Annotated in this window: 18 protein-coding genes and 1 pseudogene; 9 read left to right on the top strand and 10 right to left on the bottom strand. The window is 62.5% G+C overall.

Features of this window, described 5'->3' with window-relative positions:
- Window positions 1-27 precede the first annotated feature (27 nt).
- From FY112_RS17190 to FY112_RS17170, 5 genes are all read left to right on the top strand, one after another.
- On the top strand, window positions 28-1,737 hold the full coding sequence (locus FY112_RS17190) for a methyl-accepting chemotaxis protein (protein ID WP_131709795.1): 1,710 nt from the start codon (window positions 28-30) through the stop codon (window positions 1,735-1,737).
- Between the two features lie 292 nt (window positions 1,738-2,029).
- The gene (locus FY112_RS17185; protein ID WP_151518936.1) at window positions 2,030-3,955 is read left to right on the top strand and encodes a methyl-accepting chemotaxis protein; all 1,926 of its coding nucleotides are present in this window, start codon (window positions 2,030-2,032) and stop codon (window positions 3,953-3,955) included.
- Window positions 3,952-4,434 (top strand): chemotaxis protein CheW, encoded by a 483-nt coding sequence (locus FY112_RS17180; protein WP_017962033.1) that lies wholly within the window; start codon window positions 3,952-3,954, stop codon window positions 4,432-4,434. The genes FY112_RS17185 and FY112_RS17180 overlap by 4 nt, the downstream gene beginning before the upstream one ends.
- A gap of 30 nt (window positions 4,435-4,464) precedes the next feature.
- The gene (locus FY112_RS17175; protein ID WP_151518935.1) at window positions 4,465-5,322 is read left to right on the top strand and encodes a CheR family methyltransferase; all 858 of its coding nucleotides are present in this window, start codon (window positions 4,465-4,467) and stop codon (window positions 5,320-5,322) included.
- Between the two features lie 61 nt (window positions 5,323-5,383).
- Window positions 5,384-6,481: a chemotaxis response regulator protein-glutamate methylesterase gene (locus FY112_RS17170; RefSeq protein WP_151518934.1), complete on the top strand. Its 1,098-nt coding sequence runs from the start codon at window positions 5,384-5,386 to the stop codon at window positions 6,479-6,481.
- A 50-nt stretch (window positions 6,482-6,531) separates the two neighbouring features.
- Here FY112_RS17170 and FY112_RS17165 read toward each other — a convergent pair whose 3' ends face one another.
- Complete coding sequence (locus tag FY112_RS17165; RefSeq protein WP_017962030.1) at window positions 6,532-7,272, bottom strand: 3-oxoacyl-ACP reductase family protein; 741 nt, start codon at window positions 7,270-7,272, stop codon at window positions 6,532-6,534.
- A gap of 75 nt (window positions 7,273-7,347) precedes the next feature.
- Window positions 7,348-7,926, bottom strand: coding sequence for a TetR/AcrR family transcriptional regulator (locus tag FY112_RS17160; RefSeq protein WP_017962029.1), 579 nt, complete (start codon window positions 7,924-7,926; stop codon window positions 7,348-7,350).
- A gap of 218 nt (window positions 7,927-8,144) precedes the next feature.
- Here FY112_RS17160 and FY112_RS17155 point away from each other — a divergent pair, with 218 nt between their 5' ends.
- The 3 genes from FY112_RS17155 to FY112_RS17145 all read left to right on the top strand — a co-directional run bounded on the left by FY112_RS17155 (window position 8,145) and on the right by FY112_RS17145 (window position 11,199).
- A complete protein-coding gene (locus tag FY112_RS17155; protein WP_151518933.1) occupies window positions 8,145-8,945 on the top strand; it encodes an inositol monophosphatase family protein in 801 nt (266 codons plus the stop codon).
- Between the two features lie 112 nt (window positions 8,946-9,057).
- On the top strand, window positions 9,058-10,164 hold the full coding sequence (locus FY112_RS17150) for a MotA/TolQ/ExbB proton channel family protein (protein ID WP_017962027.1): 1,107 nt from the start codon (window positions 9,058-9,060) through the stop codon (window positions 10,162-10,164).
- Window positions 10,165-10,167: 3 nt separating this feature from the next.
- Complete coding sequence (locus FY112_RS17145; RefSeq protein ID WP_017962026.1) at window positions 10,168-11,199, top strand: peptidoglycan -binding protein; 1,032 nt, start codon at window positions 10,168-10,170, stop codon at window positions 11,197-11,199.
- 104 nt (window positions 11,200-11,303) lie between these two features.
- On the opposite strand, the gene FY112_RS17140 is transcribed toward FY112_RS17145, so the two are convergent.
- From FY112_RS17140 to FY112_RS17115, 5 genes are all read right to left on the bottom strand, one after another.
- Window positions 11,304-12,548 (bottom strand): DUF6596 domain-containing protein, encoded by a 1,245-nt coding sequence (locus FY112_RS17140; protein WP_017962025.1) that lies wholly within the window; start codon window positions 12,546-12,548, stop codon window positions 11,304-11,306.
- A gap of 7 nt (window positions 12,549-12,555) precedes the next feature.
- Window positions 12,556-12,894 (bottom strand): YciI family protein, encoded by a 339-nt coding sequence (locus FY112_RS17135; RefSeq protein ID WP_026158866.1) that lies wholly within the window; start codon window positions 12,892-12,894, stop codon window positions 12,556-12,558.
- Between the two features lie 267 nt (window positions 12,895-13,161).
- Entirely contained in the window at window positions 13,162-13,350 is a 189-nt protein-coding gene (locus FY112_RS17130) for a YegP family protein (RefSeq protein ID WP_003542808.1), read from the bottom strand.
- A gap of 286 nt (window positions 13,351-13,636) precedes the next feature.
- Window positions 13,637-14,629 carry a tripartite tricarboxylate transporter substrate binding protein gene (locus FY112_RS17120; protein ID WP_151518932.1) on the bottom strand — a complete coding sequence of 331 codons (993 nt, stop codon included), beginning with the start codon at window positions 14,627-14,629 and terminating at the stop codon, window positions 13,637-13,639.
- 142 nt (window positions 14,630-14,771) lie between these two features.
- Window positions 14,772-16,574, bottom strand: coding sequence for an ABC transporter transmembrane domain-containing protein (locus FY112_RS17115; RefSeq protein WP_151518931.1), 1,803 nt, complete (start codon window positions 16,572-16,574; stop codon window positions 14,772-14,774).
- Between the two features lie 192 nt (window positions 16,575-16,766).
- Here FY112_RS17115 and rpmE point away from each other — a divergent pair, with 192 nt between their 5' ends.
- A complete protein-coding gene (gene rpmE, locus FY112_RS17110; protein ID WP_003542805.1) occupies window positions 16,767-16,988 on the top strand; it encodes a 50S ribosomal protein L31 in 222 nt (73 codons plus the stop codon).
- Window positions 16,989-17,177: 189 nt separating this feature from the next.
- On the opposite strand, the gene FY112_RS17105 is transcribed toward rpmE, so the two are convergent.
- From FY112_RS17105 to FY112_RS17095, 3 genes and pseudogenes are all read right to left on the bottom strand, one after another.
- Window positions 17,178-17,693: a DUF1465 family protein gene (locus tag FY112_RS17105; protein WP_003542804.1), complete on the bottom strand. Its 516-nt coding sequence runs from the start codon at window positions 17,691-17,693 to the stop codon at window positions 17,178-17,180.
- A 391-nt stretch (window positions 17,694-18,084) separates the two neighbouring features.
- Window positions 18,085-18,276 carry a DUF1192 domain-containing protein gene (locus FY112_RS17100; protein ID WP_003542803.1) on the bottom strand — a complete coding sequence of 64 codons (192 nt, stop codon included), beginning with the start codon at window positions 18,274-18,276 and terminating at the stop codon, window positions 18,085-18,087.
- A gap of 21 nt (window positions 18,277-18,297) precedes the next feature.
- Window positions 18,298-18,533: pseudogene (locus tag FY112_RS17095) on the bottom strand (MFS transporter); the annotation flags it as partial.

The following is an 18,533-nucleotide window of genomic DNA, read 5'->3' as shown; positions in this document are numbered from 1 at the left end:
GGCTGAGTTCAAATTGGGGTTAGACCGATGCGATTGACAATCAAGACAAAACTGGTGACGGCGTTCACTTTCATCATCCTCATGCTTATGGGCACCGCTGCCTACGGCATTTTCAGCCTAGGATCGCTGAACGACACGATTGGCAATCTTCTCGCCGGTCCCGCAGCCCGTCTCGACCTCGCCCAGCAAATCAACATTGCTCAGCTCGAGGCCATCCGCCAGCAGAAGAACCTGCTCGCTGCCCGCACTGCCGACGAAACCGCAGGTGCGATCGCCAAGGGCAATCAAGCCCGCAAGGACTTCACAGATGCCTTCGGCCAGGTACTGGCGTTGGCAACCGAAGAAGGCAAGGCGCGCTGGGCGCGCATTGCCGAACTTTCCAAGACCTTCACGGCAGCCGACGATCAGATCCGTGACTTTGTGAAGGCCGGCAACGCCGAAGGCGCAAATACCGTCTCCGTAACCGCGGCGCGGGCCGCTGCCAACGACATCGACTCGACGCTTAGCGAAATCCTGGCACTTGAAAAGCAGCGCATGAAGGCCGCCGACGATGACGCCGACGCGCAGTATGCGGCCACACGCACCATGATGATGGCGGTGGCAGCCGTTGCGCTGCTGGTTGCTGCGATTACCGCATTCTGGATCGCCAGCACGATCAGCAAGGGCCTTAGCCGTGCCAACGCCGTGGTTCGCGAAGTGTCGGAAGGCGATCTGACGAAGATGGCCGACATCACAAGCCGTGACGAAATCGGCGAACTTCTGGGCAACGTCAACACCATGATCGAACGTCTGCGCGGCGTCGTTGCCGACGCACTGTCGGCCGCCGACAATGTCTCTTCCGGCAGCCAGGAACTTTCGGCGAGTTCGGAACAGGTATCGCAGGGCGCCACCGAACAGGCCGCGTCGGCCGAAGAGGCTTCCGCTTCGATGGAGCAGATGGCCGCCAACATCAAGCAGAACGCCGATAACGCCGCCCAGACCGAAAAGATCGCCCGCCAGTCGGCCAAGGATGCGGAGATGAGCGGGGAAGCGGTGACGCGTGCCGTCGACGCCATGCGCACGATCGCCCAGAAGATCGGCATCGTCCAGGAAATCGCCCGCCAGACCGATCTCTTGGCGCTCAACGCTGCCGTTGAAGCTGCTCGTGCCGGCGAGCACGGCAAGGGCTTTGCGGTCGTCGCTTCGGAGGTGCGCAAGCTTGCTGAACGCAGCCAGTCGGCTGCCGCCGAAATCAGCTCGATGTCGAGCGATACGGTCAAGGCTGCCGCCGAAGCCGGCGACATGCTCGGCCGGCTGGTGCCCGATATCCGCAAGACGGCGGAACTGGTGTCCGAGATCAGTGCGGCCTGCCGCGAACAGGATATCGGCGCCTCGCAGATCAACGAAGCGATCCAGCAGCTCGACAAGGTGACGCAGCAGAATGCCGGCGCTTCCGAGCAGATGTCGGCAACCTCCGAAGAGCTCGCCTCCCAGGCGGAAGAACTGCAGACTTCAATCGCCTTCTTCAAGGTCGATACGGCAGGCAGCGCGCGGTCCGGTGCCTACAAGGCGCAGCCAAAAGCTTCGGCCAAGGTGATCAAGGCTCCGGTCGCTGGCCGCAAGCCCGGCCCGCAGGCTCACAGCCAAGGCCGCGGCCAGACGGTTTCGGCGCAACAGCAGCGCCTCAAGGGCTTTGCTCTCGATATGTCGATGGGCGGTCCAGACGCCAGCGACGACGATTTCAGGGAGAGCGCATAGGCGCTCCCCTGGGGAGAGCGCATAAGCGTCTCCTGGGGAGAGGCTAAGCTCTCCCGGGAAAGCGCTTGAGCTCCTTCGCCTCAAACTGATCCCTCGGGCTGCTCCGGCGGCCCGAGGCGGGAATATCCCCCAACGCATGTAGGCGTTGGCGCTGCGATCGATAGATGTCCGGCTGCCGGGAAGTGAATGTAGTCGCTTTCCCCCTTTTCAGACACATCACTCTCAAGCTCGACGTCCCGCTGACGGGACGTGTCTCTATCCATTCGTTTTGACCGCAAATAGGGGGTATCACATGCGTTTCACCATCAAGCTCAAACTGGGTCTCGCCTTCGGCATCATGACGCTGCTGCTGATCGGCATCGCGGTTTATGGAAGCCTGAGCCTCGGCACCTTGAACGAGGCGAGCGGCAAGATGATCGACGGCTCTGTGCGCCGCCTGGAACTGGCGCTGAACGCCAATATTGCCGAAGTCAACGCCATCCGCGCTCAGAAGAACGCTCTGCTTTCCACCGATCCTGACGCGGCTGCCGGCTTCTACAAGGAAGCCGACCAGAACCTGCAGGTCATGTTCGATGCCGTCGATGCCGGCTTTGCCATCGCCTTGCCGGAAGGCAAACCCCATTGGGAGAAGCTGCGGACGGTCGGCGGGAAATTCCGTGAAAAATCCGCCGAGCTGCAGCAGCTTGACGCCAAGGGCGACAAGGCCGGCGCGCTGGCACTTTCACTCGGCGACCTCCGGGCAATGACCGGCGACATGGGCGATGCGATCTCCGCCCTTACCGAGATCCAGCGCAAGGGCATGCAGGCGACCAACCAATCGAACACCAATCTCTATAACTCAACTAAGCTGATCCTCACCACCGCGTCCGGCATCGCTGTGCTCGTGGCGCTCGGTGCTGCGTTGTGGATCACGCTCGGGATCAACAATGGCCTGAAGAAGATCACGACCGTCGCAAACGCCGTCGCAATCGGTGACCTCAACCAGAAGGTCGATGTCAGAACCAATGACGAGATCAAGGATCTGATCAATACGGTCAATACCATGACTGCCAATCTGCGCGCCACGGCAGCACTTGCCGATCAGATCGCCATGGGCGACCTCAGCACCGATGCCAAGCCGCTTTCGGACAAGGATACGCTCGGCATCGCGATGCAGAGCATGATCTCCAACCTGCGGACCACCGCCGGCATCGCCGATCAAATCGCGAACGGCGACTTGACTGTGTCTCCAAAGCCGCTCTCCGACAAGGATGCGCTGGGCATCGCGCTCGAACAGATGGTCGAGCGCCTGCGCGGCGTCGTCGCCGATGCGATCTCGGCCGCCGAGAACGTCTCATCCGGCAGCCAGGAACTTTCGGCAAGCTCGGAACAGGTGTCGCAGGGCGCCACCGAACAGGCCGCTTCCGCCGAAGAGGCGTCCGCCTCGATGGAGGAGATGGCGTCGAACATCAAGCAGAACGCCGACAACGCCGCGCAGACGGAAAAGATCGCTCGTCAGTCGGCGAAGGATGCGGAAGCCAGTGGCGAGGCTGTCTCCCGCGCTGTCGACGCCATGCGTACGATTGCCCAGAAGATCGGCATCGTCCAGGAAATTGCCCGCCAGACCGACCTTCTCGCCCTCAACGCTGCCGTGGAAGCGGCTCGTGCGGGTGAGCACGGCAAGGGTTTTGCAGTCGTTGCATCCGAAGTGCGCAAGCTTGCCGAACGCAGCCAGTCGGCTGCCGCCGAGATCAGCTCGATGTCCAGCGATACGGTGACCGCAGCCCAGGAAGCGGGCGAAATGCTCGGCCGGCTGGTGCCCGATATCCGCAAGACGGCCGAGCTGGTTTCCGAGATCAGTGCTGCCTGCCGCGAACAGGATATCGGGGCGGCCCAGATCAACGAGGCAATCCAGCAGCTCGACAAGGTGACGCAGCAGAATGCCGGCGCCTCCGAGCAGATGTCGGCAACCTCGGAGGAACTCGCCTCCCAGGCCGAGGAATTGCAGACGTCGATCGCCTTCTTCAGGGTCGATATGGCGGGCGGCCGCCGTGACCGCACGCCAGCTGCCAGGATGACGGTGCGCAGTCCGACTCCGGCCACCGCCCGCAAGCCGGGGGCCAAAAAACCAGCCGCCAACAGCGTCGCCGGTCAGCAGGCGCGGGCGAAAGGCTTCGCTCTCGATCTCTCCATGGGCGGTCCCGATGATGGGGACGCCGAATTCAAGGAAAGCGCATGATCATGGCCACGACCTCCCTGGAAGCGCAATTCGTGACCTTCAGCCTCGGCGAGGAGATCTTCGCCGTGCCGGTTGAGGTGGTGCGGGAAATCCTCGACTATGCGGAGGCCTTCAAGATTCCGAATGGTCCTGACTATTTGCTCGGTCTGCGCGACGTGCGCGGGCAGGGCGTGCCGACGATCGATCTTCGCTTGAAGCTCGGCATGACGAAGACCGTGCCGACGCCGCATACGCGGGTGCTCGTCCTCGATGTGCCGATGGAAAGCCGGCTTCTGACCCTCGGCCTCGTCGCCGACCGGGTCTTCGAGGTCACGCCGTTCCGGCGCGAGCAGATTGAGGCGGCGCCCGATATCGGCGTGCGCTGGCGCTCGGACTATATCGCCGGCGTCGTTCGCCGTGAACACGGCTTCGTCGTCATCATCGATCTTGCACGCTTGCTGTCGCGCGAGGACGCCTCGGTACTGCAATCGGCGGCCTGATCCGCGCATCAATTCGGAGTACTGCATTCTATGAGTATGGCAGCAGCGGTGGAAACCCAATTGCCGGGCGACCGGATCAGCAAGCGCAATTTCGACAAGCTTGCCCGGTTCATCTACGACTATAGCGGCATCAAGATGCCGCCGACCAAGCTGACGATGCTCGAAGGGCGGCTGAGGCGCCGCCTTCGCGCAACCAACCACGCGACCTTCGACGATTATTGCGACTTCCTGTTCAATGAGGATGGCCTCGCCCAGGAAACCGTCTACCTGATCGACGTCGTGACGACCAACAAGACCGACTTCTTCCGCGAAGCCAAGCATTTCGACTATCTTCAGAGCGTGGCGTTGCCGGTGATCTCCAATAGCGGCGTGCGGACCATCCGCACCTGGAGTGCGGCTTGCTCGACGGGGGCCGAACCCTACACGATGGCGATGGTGCTGGCGGAATTCGCCGAAGGCCGCAACGACGTCTCCTACAGCGTATTGGCGACCGATCTTTCCACCGACGTGCTGCAGACGGCGCGCCGCGGCATCTATCCGGAAGACCTCATCGCACCCGTGCCGCGCGACCTGCAGCGCAAATACGTGCTGACGGCCAAGCAGCCGGGCCGGCGGGAGGTGCGCATCACGCCGAAACTGCGCAGCAAGGTGGGTTTTGCCCGTATGAACCTGATGGACGAGAAATACCCGATCGGCGAACCGATGCACGTCATCTTCTGCCGCAACGTGCTAATCTATTTCGACAAGCAGACTCAGGCCGGCGTGCTCAACCGCCTCTGCAACTGCTTGGCGAAGGGGGGGTACATGTTCATCGGCCATTCCGAATCGATCACCGGCTTCGATCTGCCGTTGAAACAGGTCTCGAATACGGTGTTTCAGCGTATCTAAAGCGCATCGCGTCATCCCAAAACCGCTGTGCACTTCTGGACGACATGCATTAGGGGCACTCATGGCTAAGAAAATTCGCGTTCTCATCATCGACGATTCCGCCAGCATCCGCCAGACGCTGACCCATGTGCTGGAGCAGGATCCCGATATCGAGATCATGGCGGTCGCATCCGACCCCTTCATGGCGGCGCGGAAGTTGCAGGAAGAGATCCCCGATGTCATCACGCTCGATGTGGAGATGCCGCGCATGGATGGCATCACCTTCCTGCGCAAGCTGATGTCGCAACGACCGATCCCCGTCGTGATGTGCTCGTCGCTGACGGAGGCGGGATCGGAAACGCTGCTCCAGGCGCTGGAGGCCGGCGCCGTCGACGTCATCCTGAAATCGAAGATCGGCGCCGCTGACAGCCTTTCCGACGATGCGATGCGCATTCGCGAAGTCGTCAAGAGCGCCTCGCATGCACGGCTTTCCAACGTGCGCCGCGCCGCCGGAACCATCCGCTCTGCCTCAGTCGAAGGGCCGGCCAAGAAGCTGACGGCGGATGTGATGCTGCCGCCGCCGACGGGGCGGGCCATGGCGAAGACGACGGAGATGGTCGTCTGCGTCGGTGCCTCCACCGGCGGCACCGAAGCGCTGCGCGAGTTCCTGGAGGAACTGCCGGCCAATGCGCCTGGCATGGTGATCGTCCAGCATATGCCGGAGAAATTCACCGCAGCCTTCGCCAAGCGGCTGAACGGGCTCTGCGAGGTCGAGGTCAAGGAAGCCGTCGATGGCGCTCCGGTGCTGCGCGGCCATGTGCTGATCGCGCCAGGCGACAAGCACATGCTGCTCGAACGCCAGGGTGCGCGCTACTATGTGAGCGTCAAGACCGGGCCGCTGGTGTCGCGACACCGGCCTTCCGTCGACGTACTTTTCCGCTCAGCGGCGCGCTCGGCCGGCTCGAACGCCATGGGGATCATCATGACCGGCATGGGCGACGACGGCGCGCGCGGCATGCTGGAAATGCACCAGGCCGGCGCCTACACGGTGGCGCAGGACGAGGCGAGTTCCGTTGTTTTCGGCATGCCGAAGGAGGCGATCGCCAAGGGCGGCGTCGACCGTATTCTGCCGCTCGATCAGATCGCTCGCGAAGTGCTGATGACGCAGCAGAAGTTTTAAGTCGGCTTCAACGGAACCGGCTTTTGATCATAGCCGTGCCGGGTTTCTATTCAGGCAAGATAGCCGCCGTCGATCGTCAGGCTGGCGCCGGTGACGAAGGCGGCCTCGGCACTGGCGAGATAGGCGGCGAGGCCGGCGATCTCACGGTCCTCACCCAGGCGGCCAAGCGCCATCAGCGGCTTGAGGCGCTCATGATCGTCCTCATTGGGGTTCATGTCGGTCGCCGTCGGGCCGGGCTGGATGTTGTTGACGGTGATGCCGCGTGGGCCGAGATCGCGGGCGAGGCCGCGGGTCATCGAGGCGATCGCGCCCTTCGTCATGCTGTAGACTGCGGAGGTCGGAAAGCCGCTGCGATCGGCGGTGACGCTGCCGATGGTGATGATGCGGCCGCCTTCCTTCATATGTCTTGCCGCTGCCTGGATGCCGACGAAGGCAGCGCGGACATTAACGGCGAACATCCGGTCGAAATCTTCGAGCGAATAGTCGTCGAGCGGGTTGAGGATGAGAATCCCGGCATTGCTCACGAGAATGTCGAGACCGCCGAAGGTCTCGGCTGTAAGCACGACGGCATCCTGTACGGCTTTCGCATCGGCACTGTCGGCCCGGATCGCCAGCGCCCTGCCGCCGGCAGCCTCCAGCTCGGCGACGATCGCCTTCGCCTTGTGCTCCGAACTGGAATAGGTGAAGGCGACCGCGGCGCCATCAGCGGCGAGCCTTCGGACGATGGCGGCACCGATGCCGCGCGAGCCGCCGGTAACGAGGGCGATCTTGGTGGAAAGAGGTTGAGGCATGCGGATTTCCTTCTGTTTTTTTGGATCGATCAGTCTAGAATTACTCATGGAAAAATCAGCTCGGAGTTGTTCTCGTCAGCGGAGGCTTCTGATTGCCATGCGTGCGATAGCGCGGAGCGTCGCGGGTGGGGCGCCGTTTCGGGCGCTGACTTTCATGCCCGACAAGGCAGCGCCGAGAAACCGAATGGCGTCGGCGATATCGATATCTGTTGCGAGTTCTCCGGTCCTGCGAGCCTCCCCGAGAAGGCTCTCGATCGCCGCGTGAAGCGCGTGGCCGGCGCTGTCGGTAAGAGCTGCGACCTCGGCATCGGTGCGGCCGAATTCACAGATGGCGCTGACACCGAGGCAGCCGCGCCGCGCCTCGGCAGCGGGACGTGAGGCGAAAGCGAGGAGAGCGCCTTCCAGCGCCTCGATCGGCCGGCCTTCGCGGCGAAGATCGGCGATGATCTTGTCGATGCTCTCTATATTGTAGCGCTTCAGCGCTTCCAGATAGAGACCGCGCTTGTCGCCGAAGGTGTCGTACATGCTTTGCCGGCTGATCTTCATCGCCGTCAGCAATTCCTCGGTCGAGGTGCCTTCATAGCCGTGCTCGGAAAATACGCCGATGGCGGCATGAAGGGCGGTGTCGCGATCGAATTCCTTGTGTCGTGCCATGACGAGGCTTCTACTCTTATTGGACTGATCTGTCCAGAATAAAATTAATGGTTTCCGGCACCGCAGGGCAGCCATGCACGCCTCCCCTTGAAATTTCCCTGATTTTGTGGTCTTGAGGCCGCCAATCTTTGCAGCGCTGCCTGTCATGCATGTTCAGGGACACTTCCCGCCCCTGGCAGCGCGCGCGCCCCGTATCAGTCCCAAGGAAAAATGCGCCGATGGCCCGTTCAGCTCTTCTCAATGTCATGGTTCAGGCTGCCCTCAAGGCAGGAAAGTCGCTGGGACGTGATTTCGGCGAAGTGCAGAACCTGCAAGTTTCCGTGAAGGGACCGGGCGATTTCGTTTCCACCGCCGACCGCAAGGCCGAAAAGATCGTCAGGGAAGAGCTGCTCAAGGCGCGTCCGACCTATGGCTTCCTCGGCGAGGAAAGCGAGGAAATCACGGGCACCGACGGCGCGCATCGCTGGATCGTCGACCCGCTCGACGGCACGACGAACTTTTTGCACGGCATCCCGGCCTTCGCGGTCTCGATCGCGCTCGAACGCAATGGCGAGATCGTTGCCGCCGTCGTCTTCAATCCGGCGACCGACGAACTCTATACCGCCGAGCGTGGCGGCGGCGCCTTTCTCAACGACCGGCGCCTGCGCGTCGCTGCGCGCCGGGCGCTGTCGGATTGCGTTATCGGCTGTGGCGTGCCGGCGCTTGGCAAGCGCAATCACGGCAAGTTCCTGGTCGAGCTTCGCCACGTGATGGGCGAAGTGGCGGGCATCCGGCGCCTGGGCTCGCCGACCCTCGATCTTGCCTATGTCGCGGCCGGGCGTTTCGACGGTTTCTGGGAGGTGGAGCTTGCGCCGTGGGACATGGCGGCCGGCATTCTGCTCATCCGCGAAGCCGGCGGTTTCGCCACCGACTGGGATGGTGGCGCAACGATGCTGGAGAGCGGCACAATCGTCGCCGGCAATGAGATTATCCACAAGGCGCTGATCGAAGTCGTCAAGCGGCCGGTTCCCGCCAAGTGACCGAACGAAAATCTGGCTGTTGTAAAGTCACGGTTTTCTCCCGGGCATACTTCAATTCGGCACAATGTTGTTCTAGTCTCCGCCAGCAGGGAATCCGGAGGCTGCGTAACCTATGGAAAATGTGAATGTGGCGGAGATCGGCTCCACCGAAAAGACGGCGGGCATTTATGCCAACAGGCTTTCGAGCCCCATGCCCTTCCTCTGGACGATGCTGCTTTTCCTCGTCATCGTCGGTTTTATCGCCGCCATCCTCTTCCGGCAGACGCAAACCGCCTTCATGCACAATCCGGGCCTCAACGGCCTGATCGTCGGCGTTCTCGCGGTCGGAATCATCCTTGTTTTCAACCACGTACTGGCGCTTCGCCCCGAGGTGCGCTGGTTTAATTCGTTCCGCGCCGCCGGCAGCGTCGACAAGGTCAACCGCAATCCGCGGCTGCTTGCGCCGATGCGGGCGCTGCTCGGCAGCCGCAAGTCCGCAGTGTCGCTGTCGACGACGGCGCTGCGCTCGATCCTCGATTCGATTGCCAGCCGCCTCGACGAATCGCGCGACGTTTCACGCTACCTGATCGGCCTCTTGGTCTTCCTCGGCCTGCTCGGCACCTTCTGGGGCCTCATCGGCACGATCGGTTCGATCAGCATTGTCATCCAGTCGCTCGATGCCGGCTCGAACGGCACCGGGGACGTGCTCTCGGCGCTAAAGGAAGGGCTTTCCACGCCGCTTTCGGGCATGGGCCAGGCCTTCTCCTCCTCGCTGCTCGGCCTTTCCGGTTCGCTCATTCTCGGCTTCCTCGACCTGCAGGCTGGCCGCGCGCAAAACCGCTTCTATATGGAGCTGGAAAACTGGCTCTCCTCGGTCACGGATGTCGGCTCCGATCATCTTGCCCCGGCTCTCGACGCCGTTTCCGGCGCTTCGTCGGACGACATGCGCGCGCTCTCCGATTATCTGCGCAAGGTCTCTGAAGAGGGTGGTGCCGGCAGCCAGCGCTCCGTCGCCGCCATGGCAAGCCTTGCCGAAGGCATTCAGGGCCTCGTCAAGAACATGCGCAACGAGCAGCAGATGCTGCGCGACTGGATCGAGGCGCAGCAGGACGAGGCCAAGGCGATGCGTCGCACGCTCGACCGGCTTGCCGAACGCATCGGCGTGCAGGAGCGCGGCGGCGAGAGGGGCGAGCGCTTGCGCGACCGCGCCAGCCAGGCAGAAAAGAGCGAGGGCAAGTAAGCCATGGCTCTTGCCCGCAACCGGCGCCGCGAACGCTCGGTGGATTACTGGCCGGGTTTCGTCGACGCGCTGTCGACGCTGCTCATTTCCATCATGTTCCTGCTGACGGTCTTTGTCGTCGGGCAATTCATCCTCAGCCGCGAGATTAGCGGACGCGATGAGGTGCTCAATCGTCTCAACAGTCAGATCAACGAGCTGACGCAGCTTCTTGCGCTTGAAAAGGGCAGCAATCAGGATCTCCAGGATTCGGTCGCCAATCTGCAGGCCTCGCTTGCCAGCGCCGAAGGTGACCGGTCGCGGCTGCAGGCGCTGCTGAATGCCGGTTCGGGCGGTCAGGATGCGGCGCAAAAGCGGATCGGCTCGATGACGCAGGAGCTCGACGAGCAGAAGCAGGTGAGCGAGCGGGCGCTCAGCCAGGTCGAATTGCTGAACCAGCAGATCGCAGCGCTTCGCAGCCAGATTGCCGCCGTCGAAGCAGCTCTTCAGGCCTCGGAGGAGAAAGACCGGGTCTCGCAGACCAAGATCGCTGACCTTGGCAGCCGCCTCAACGTGGCGCTCGCCGCGCGCGTGCAGGAGTTGAACCGCTACCGTTCCGACTTCTTCGGCCGGTTGCGCGAGATCCTTTCGGACCGCGAGAATATCCGCATCGTCGGCGATCGGTTCGTCTTCCAGTCGGAAGTGCTGTTTCCCTCGGGCGGCGCCGATCTCAACCCGGAGGGGCAGACCGAGATGGCGAAGCTTGCTAGCGCCCTTCTCGATCTCGCCAAGGAAATTCCGCCCGAGATCAACTGGGTGCTGCGCGTCGATGGCCATACCGACAATGTGCCGCTTGGCGGAACGGGCCGCTATCGCGACAATTGGGAACTCTCCTCGGCGCGCGCGATTTCGGTCGTCAAGTTCCTGATCGCACAGGGCGTGCCGGCCGACCGGCTGGTTGCCGCCGGCTTCGGCGAATTCCAGCCGATCGCACCGGGCGATACGCCGGATGCGCGCTCTACCAACCGCCGCATCGAGCTGAAGCTGACCGAGAAGTGATTACAGCGCCGCGCGTCTTTCGGACGTGCAAAGGACGCTGTAACACTCTGAATTGCTGCATAATTGCTTAAATCGGCTCCGATTTAAGCAATTATGCAGTGGCCTCATATCGCCTGCCGCGCGTCCTTTAGCCGGCCGGTGAGAAAATCGCGCACGGCGGGGCTGTCGCTGAGGCCGATCGCTGTCATATAGGCATCGGCTGCCGCGGTATCATCGCCGGCCTGGGTCAGGAGAAAGGCACGCACCGCCCAGTAGGGCTGGTAGCTTGCGATGTCGCGCGGATCGAGCTTGTCGAGCTGCTCCAGGCCGGCAGCGGCGCTCAAGGCCCTGCCGATCACCGCAGCCTGGCTGACACGCGCACCCAGCATCGGCTTCATCATCACCAGCGCCGCATAGAGTGTCATCAGCGCCTGCCAGTCGGTCGTTCCCGACAGCCGGCGCGCTGCATGCACGGATTGGATCGCCGCTTGGCACTGGAAGGGGCCGAAACGGTCGAAGCCGCCGGCCTTGCGCAGCAGTGCATCCGCCTCGGCAATCATGATCGCGTTCCACGCGGCCGCGTCCTGCTCATCCAGCGGCACATATCGGCCGTGATCGTCACGCCGGGCGCTGCGGCGGGCTTCGCAGTGGAGCATCAGCGATAGCAGGCCGATCGCTTCCGGTTCGTCCGGCAGCACCGTCAGAAGCGCACGGCCGAGCCAGATCGCCTCGCCGGCGAGCGAATGGCGTTCGTTCTCCCCATCAAGACCGTCCCAGCCGAGACCGTAAGCCGCGTAGATCGCCGAAAGCACCGCGGCGAGCCGCCCGGGCAAGGCGGGGCGAGGCGGGACGGCGAAGGGAATGCCGGCATCGCGGATCTTCACCTTGGCCCGCACCAGCCGCTGGCTCATCGCCTCCGGTGAGACGACGAACGATCGGGCGATGGTCTTTGCCTCGATGCCGAGAACGGTCTGCAGCATCAGCGCCGTATGCACGAAGCTGTCGATGGCGGGATGAGTGCAGGCGAAGAGCAGCTTCAGCCGCTCATCGGGAAAGACGGCACTGCCGGCCTCGTTCATGCGTTCTTCCGCCTCCTCGAAGGCGACCGATATCGTTGTTTGCGCATTGGCCTCGACGATGCGGTGGCGGGCCGCCTGCATGAGGTTGCGGCGGGCAGCCACCAGCAGCCAGCCTTCCGGATTGCCGGGAATGCCGCGCTCCGGCCAGACGCGAAGCGCCGAAGCCAGCGCTTCCGACAATGCATCTTCTGCCGCCGGCACGTCGCGCGAGCGGGCGGCGAGAAAGGCGATCAGTTTGCCGTAGGACTGACGCGCCACCTTTTCGGCAGCGCGTCCGGCATCGGGCGGCATGACCACCTCACATCTGCAGGCGCGGGCGCACCTCGACCGAACCCTTGTCGGAGATCGGAACCCGGGTTGCCCATTCGAGCGCGGTGTCCATGTCGGGGACGTCGATCAGATAGAAGCCGCCGAGCTGTTCCTTGCCGTCCGGATAGGGGCCGTCCTGCACATCGTGGTCCTCGCCTTTGCGGCGCACGATCGTGCCGGTTTCCGGGCCCGTCAGCCCGGCGCCGCCAGTCATGATCCCTGCCTGGGCGAGCGCCTGGCTGTAGGCGACCCAGCCGTTGCGATAGGTGGGATCGCCACGGCGAGCGAAGTCCTCGGGGGCTTCGCGAATGATGAGAGCATATTGCATGGAAAACTCCTGATCTCGTTGTTGCGTTGATCCGGGCGTGCCGATAGCGGGGATCGAGATCCCGAAAACCGTAAAGCCCGGCGGAGCGGCATGGCCGTTCCGAAACAATGAGGCGCGGCCACCGGTCGTTTCGACATGGTTTTCAAAAAAATATGCGTAAAAGAAAAATGGCGCCGAAAATCGCAAGCGGGCCGGGCTCAAGGGCGCCGGCGCTGCTCAAGGGCGCGAAAGGGCAGGGCGGCAATCACGCCGCCGCTGCCGGTCTGCTCAGGACTCGGCCTTCGTCTGATCGACGATCTCGGCGCTTGGCGTGTTCTTCTTGATGGATTCGATGGCACTCATGGCGGACGCCTTCGCCTTGTAGCCCTCGGAGGAGAACATGGCTTCCCCGTTCGATGCTTTGAAGCGGAAGCGGAACTCCCCGCCCTTATCCTTATAGACTTCGAATTTATACATAGATGTCTCCCGAAATCCCAAAACGCTGAATTGCAACCATCAGCTTAGCGGAGGCTAGATCAAAATGGCGAGCTTTTCCACTGCCTTAATCAGGATTGGGTTGCTTAGCGTCCAATTGTCACCGTTTCCATTGGGCGCAAGCGAATGAGGGCGCCGGCGCCTATGCCCCGAGAACAGGATGATTTCAGGCCGGGTCGGCCTAAAATCCGAATCCTGTTCTCAATTGAAGAGTAGAGCATGATGTCATCCGAAAACTGCTCACGCCTTTCGGCATCATGCTTTGGCATCACTCCATCTGGATATTTGCGCCCTTGACGACCGGTCCCCATTTGGCGAGTTCGGCCTTCACATGGGCGGCGAGTTCCTCCGGCGTCGAGCCGACGATGGTGGCGCTGAATTCTTTCATCCGTTCCGCGACGGCGGGGTCGGCGAGCGCCTTTTTAGCCGAGGCGTTGAGGCGCGTCACGACCTCGCTCGGCGTCTTGGCCGGGGCGAAAAGCGCGTTCCAGGTGTAGGTCTCGTAACCTGGAATGCCTGACTCGGCGACGGTCGGCACGTCGGGGAAGGAGGGCGCGCGCTCGGCCGTGGTCACCGCCAGCGCCCGCAGAGTGCCGGCCTTGATGTGGCTCGACGAGGAGGGCAGGTTGTCGAACATGATCGGCACCTGGTTGCCGATGACGTCGTTCAATGCCGGACCAGCACCCTTATAGGGGATGTGCTGCATGCTGACGCCGGCCATGGACTTGAAGAGTTCGCCGGAAAGATGCAAAGGCGTGCCGTTGCCCGATGAGGCGTAGCTGTATTTGTCGGGCTCGGCCTTCAGCCGGGCGACCAGTTCCTGCACGGTCTTTGCCGGCAGTTCCGGATTGACGACCAGCACATTCGGCACGACGACGAGCAGCGAGATCGGTGCGAAATCCTTTTCGGCGTCATATGGCGTCGATTTCAGGATGAGCGGATTGAGGGCGTGGGTCGCGACCGTGCCCATCAGGATGGTGTAGCCGTCCGGTTCGGCGCGGGCGACGTTACCGGCGCCGAGATTGCCGCCGGCGCCGGCGACGTTCTGGACGATCACCTGTTGGCCGAGATCCTCCGACATCTTCTGCGCGACGATGCGGGCGACGACATCGGTCGAGCCGCCGGCCGCGAAGGGCACGACCATGGTGATCGCGCGATCGGGAAAATCCGCAGCGGTGGCAGAGGCGCCGACGGCAATGGCCGCAAGCATACCGAAACCGAGCGCAAGGCCCGTACGTCGCGTCATATCGGAAAGCGCCATTCCTATCTCCTCCCAAGGATTTCAGCAGCAATATCCCCACCCGGGGAATGAAGAGCTTAGGGCAGGACGCGCGAAAGACAACCGCAGAGAAGCGCGGCGAGTTCAAACTTTAGTCGCTGTTGGCGGGAGAAGTGCGCGACGGCTATTTCGCGGCAGCGAGCACATCCTCGTTGGCGGCGTCGAATTGCAGCCGCGCCAGCCGCGCATAGATGCCGCCGTGGCGGATCAGGCTCTGATGCGTGCCCTCTTCGACGACGCGGCCCTGATCCATGACGAGGATACGGTCGGCCTTCAGCACCGTTGCCAGGCGATGGGCGATGACGAGCGTCGTGCGGCCGTCCACCAGACCGTCAAGCGCCTTCTGCACCAGCGTCTCGCTTTCGGCGTCAAGCGCGGAGGTTGCCTCGTCAAGCAGCAGCACGGGCGCGTTCTTCAGGATGGCGCGGGCAATGGCGATGCGTTGGCGCTGGCCGCCGGAGAGCGTGATGCCGCGTTCGCCGACCTCGGTCTCGTAGCCCTGGTCCAGCCGGGCGATGAATTCGTCGGCCTGCGCGGCAAGAGCTGCGGCGCGGACCTCGTCACGCGAGGCGCCGGGACGGCCGAAGGCGATGTTGTCATGGATCGAGGCGGCAAAGATGGTGACGTCCTGCGGCACGATGGCGATGCGCTGGCGCAGCTCATCAGGCGTTGTCAGCTGCGCGTCGACACCGTCGATCTTCACGCCGCCCTGCTGCGGATCGTAGAAGCGCAGCAGCAGCGAGAATACGGTGCTCTTGCCGGCACCGGAAGGGCCGACGATGGCGACGGTCTCACCTGGCGTGATCGCGAAGCTTAAGCCATGCAGCGCCGATTTGCCGGGGCGCGAGGGATAGGCAAAATGCACGCCGGAAAATTCGACACGGCCGCGGCTGGGCGACGGAAGCGGCTCAGGGCTGGCGGGGGCTGCGATCGGCGAGACCTCGTCGAGAAGCTCGGTCAGCCGGTCTGCGGCACCGGCTGCCTGCGAGAGTTCACCCCAGACCTCCGACAGCGCGCCCAGCGAACCGGCGGAGATGACGGCATAGAGCAGGAACTGGCCGAGCGTGCCGGCAGAAAGCGTGCCGGCAAGCACGCTATGGGCGCCGACCCAGAGCACGGCGACGACGCTGCCGAAGATCAGCGTGATGGCGATCCCGGTTAGCAGCGCGCGGGAGCGGATGGCGGCGCGGGCCGCCTCGTAGGCGGACTCGACGGCGGTGCCGTAACGCGTCGCTGCGGCATCCTCGCCGTTGAAGGCCTGGACGGTGCGGGTTGCGCCAATCGTCTCGTTGGCGAAGGCGGAGGCATGGGCCAGCGTATCCTGGGCGGCGCGCGAGCGCTTGCGCACCGAGCGGCCGAAGGCGACGAGCGGGAAGACGATCAGCGGGATCGCTCCGATGACGAGGCTCGAAAGCTTCGGCGAGGTGACGATCATCATGCCCATGGCGCCGATACAGAGGATGAAGTTCCTGAGCGCCACCGAGGCGGTGGCGCCGACGGCGGACTTGATCTGCGTCGTATCGGCGGTCAGCCGCGAGACGATCTCGCCGGATTGGTTGACGTCGAAGAAGGAGGGCGACAGCCGGGTCACATGGGAAAAGACATCGCGGCGAAGATCGGCGACGATGCGCTCGCCGATCGTGATGACGAAATAATAGCGCAGTGCGCTGGCTGCCGCGAGCACGATGGCCATGACCATCAGCATGGCGAAGTAGCTGTTGATGAAGCGGCCGTCGGACTGGGTGAAGCCGTGATCAATCATGCGACGCACGGCGAGCGGCAGCGCCAGCGAGGTGATGGCGGCAAGCGCCAGCGACATCAGCGCACCAGCCACCAGGGCACGATAACGCATGACGTAGGGCGTCAGCCTGCCGAGCGATCGCAGCGATCGCGTCTTGTTTTCCTCAGCCCGTGCCTGCTCTGCCAAATCGTCTCCGATCGCCCGCAGGACCCGCGCAATGCGGCCTGTTGGCTCTTGTTATCTAGGCGTCCTTCATGTATAGGCACCGCATCCTAATGGGAAGCCGTAGCCATCCGACTGCGGCTTCATTTATTCAATCGGTTCGTTGGCCGCAACTGCATGCGGCAAATTGAACTCCGGTATCGCAGGAAGATTGTTATGAAGGCAGGCATCCATCCCGAATATCACATGATCAAGGTGGTCATGACCGATGGCACTGAGTACGAAACCCGCTCGACCTGGGGTTCGGAAGGCGCTGTCATGAACCTCGAAATCGATTCCAAGTCGCATCCGGCCTGGACCGGCGGCAACCAGCAGCTCATGGACCGCGGTGGCCGCGTCTCCAAGTTCAACAAGCGCTTCGGCGGCCTCGGCCTCTAATCGCTTTTGCTCGACGGAATTCGAAGAGCCCGGTTTCGCCGGGCTTTTTTGCGTTCGCAACGGCTTACAGCGCCGCGCGTCTTTTCGGACGCGCAAAGGACGTTCCAGGGATGCCGGTGTTCAGCGGCAAAAACAAAAACCGGCCGCGTAAGACGCAGCCGGTTTGTATTCGAATTCTTGCAAGTCCGGTCAGTTGTTGCCGAAGGCGGTCTGCAACAGGGAAAGCTGGGCCTGGACGCTGTTCTGATTATCATGAACGATCACCGCTTCGGACGGGCGGTAGATCTCGCGGTCGAGCAGGGCAATGCGGTTCTGCAAACGCAGCGAGCGTTCGACGAGGTCGCGGAAGGATTCCGGCAGGTCGCCCCAGCCGGGTGCGGCGCGGTCGACGTTGAAGCCGTCGAGGCGAACCTTGTTCTTTTCAGCCAGCACCTGATCGCGAGACATTTCGCCATTGTTGACGGCGCGCTGCAACAGCAGCCAGGAGGCCATCTGCATCAGGCGGGTGGTGAGACGCATCGATTCCGCCGCGTAGAGAACCGAGGCCATCCGCGGCAGAACCTTGGAGGCGGCGCGGCCCTGACCGTCGAGATAGGCGGCAGTCTCTTCGACCAGCGACATGCCTTCCGCATAAAGTGCCTTGAACTGCGAGGATGCAGCGGCGCGGCCTGCAAAACTGATCGTGTTCAATCCAACTTCCGACATCGCAATAGTCCCTGTTCGCACGCAGCTACATATAGTCAGGTAACGCCGGCACCGACGGAAAAGTTTCCAGGCCCGGTCTTTATGACTTTAAGATGGTATCATTAGCCCAAATGCGCAAGCCGTTTCTTAAGAAAGGGTTAATCTCCACAGTTTCGTGGAAGTGCGCCGGCCATAGGAAAAAGAAGAGCCGCAAACGCGGCTCTCAAGGTAAAACAGGGAGAAAAATCAGACCAATTCACCGCTTGGAAAACTGTCTGAGATCCAGAGGAAATCCGGATGAATACAGTAATACCTTATAAAGCTTAATATTTTATTAACATTGTGCCGGATTAAGACTTGAGGCGGGCTATTTCATCCGCCTATAGCCTTGTTTTTGGGGGTTTTTATCGGATCACGAGCGGAAGAAGCTTTCCGCCGCCTGCCGCCCGGAGGCCTTGCGGGCGGCCTCGGCCTCGAGACGGGCGATCTCCGTCTTGAGCAATTCCACCCGCGCCTTCAATTCGTCGACCGAAAGCATGGAGAGATCGGCGCCGATCTCATGGGCGACTTTCTTCTGCGGCCGGTCATCATCGATGAAGCTCATGGTTCGTCCTCCGTTCGCTGCCTAACCAAACTTTACAGCAGGATCGTCGCTTTCGGGAGACTTTCCGGTTTCGGGAGGTTTGCCGGCGCCGCGATCAGCAAGCGACATGCTTTGCGGTGTCAGGATCGCCGAGGTGCCGGTCGGGATCGTCGTGTAGGCGTCGCGGTCGCTGGCGGGGACCGCGGCGCGGATGCGGCTCCTGATGATGGCATAAACGGTGATCAGCACATGGGCGATGGCGGTAACGAGGAAAAGTG

This window comes from Rhizobium sp. PEPV16, from assembly GCF_008919455.1.
Classification (GTDB): Bacteria; Pseudomonadota; Alphaproteobacteria; order Rhizobiales; family Rhizobiaceae; genus Rhizobium; species Rhizobium leguminosarum_Q.
The sequence above is the reverse complement of the archived record's forward strand: the minus strand, read 5'-3'. Positions and strand labels throughout refer to the sequence as shown.

Coding starts and splice junctions, on each gene's coding strand:
- FY112_RS17180 (WP_017962033.1), top strand. CDS start 3,952: ATGATCATGGCCACGACCTCCCTGGAAGCGCAATTCGTGACCTTCAGC.
- FY112_RS17190 (WP_131709795.1), top strand. CDS start 28: ATGCGATTGACAATCAAGACAAAACTGGTGACGGCGTTCACTTTCATC.
- FY112_RS17145 (WP_017962026.1), top strand. CDS start 10,168: ATGGCTCTTGCCCGCAACCGGCGCCGCGAACGCTCGGTGGATTACTGG.
- FY112_RS17155 (WP_151518933.1), top strand. CDS start 8,145: ATGGCCCGTTCAGCTCTTCTCAATGTCATGGTTCAGGCTGCCCTCAAG.
- FY112_RS17120 (WP_151518932.1), bottom strand. CDS start 14,629: ATGGCGCTTTCCGATATGACGCGACGTACGGGCCTTGCGCTCGGTTTC.
- FY112_RS17160 (WP_017962029.1), bottom strand. CDS start 7,926: ATGGCACGACACAAGGAATTCGATCGCGACACCGCCCTTCATGCCGCC.
- rpmE (WP_003542805.1), top strand. CDS start 16,767: ATGAAGGCAGGCATCCATCCCGAATATCACATGATCAAGGTGGTCATG.
- FY112_RS17170 (WP_151518934.1), top strand. CDS start 5,384: ATGGCTAAGAAAATTCGCGTTCTCATCATCGACGATTCCGCCAGCATC.
- FY112_RS17105 (WP_003542804.1), bottom strand. CDS start 17,693: ATGTCGGAAGTTGGATTGAACACGATCAGTTTTGCAGGCCGCGCCGCT.
- FY112_RS17185 (WP_151518936.1), top strand. CDS start 2,030: ATGCGTTTCACCATCAAGCTCAAACTGGGTCTCGCCTTCGGCATCATG.
- FY112_RS17130 (WP_003542808.1), bottom strand. CDS start 13,350: ATGTATAAATTCGAAGTCTATAAGGATAAGGGCGGGGAGTTCCGCTTC.
- FY112_RS17165 (WP_017962030.1), bottom strand. CDS start 7,272: ATGCCTCAACCTCTTTCCACCAAGATCGCCCTCGTTACCGGCGGCTCG.
- FY112_RS17135 (WP_026158866.1), bottom strand. CDS start 12,894: ATGCAATATGCTCTCATCATTCGCGAAGCCCCCGAGGACTTCGCTCGC.
- FY112_RS17175 (WP_151518935.1), top strand. CDS start 4,465: ATGAGTATGGCAGCAGCGGTGGAAACCCAATTGCCGGGCGACCGGATC.
- FY112_RS17140 (WP_017962025.1), bottom strand. CDS start 12,548: ATGCCGCCCGATGCCGGACGCGCTGCCGAAAAGGTGGCGCGTCAGTCC.
- FY112_RS17150 (WP_017962027.1), top strand. CDS start 9,058: ATGGAAAATGTGAATGTGGCGGAGATCGGCTCCACCGAAAAGACGGCG.
- FY112_RS17100 (WP_003542803.1), bottom strand. CDS start 18,276: ATGAGCTTCATCGATGATGACCGGCCGCAGAAGAAAGTCGCCCATGAG.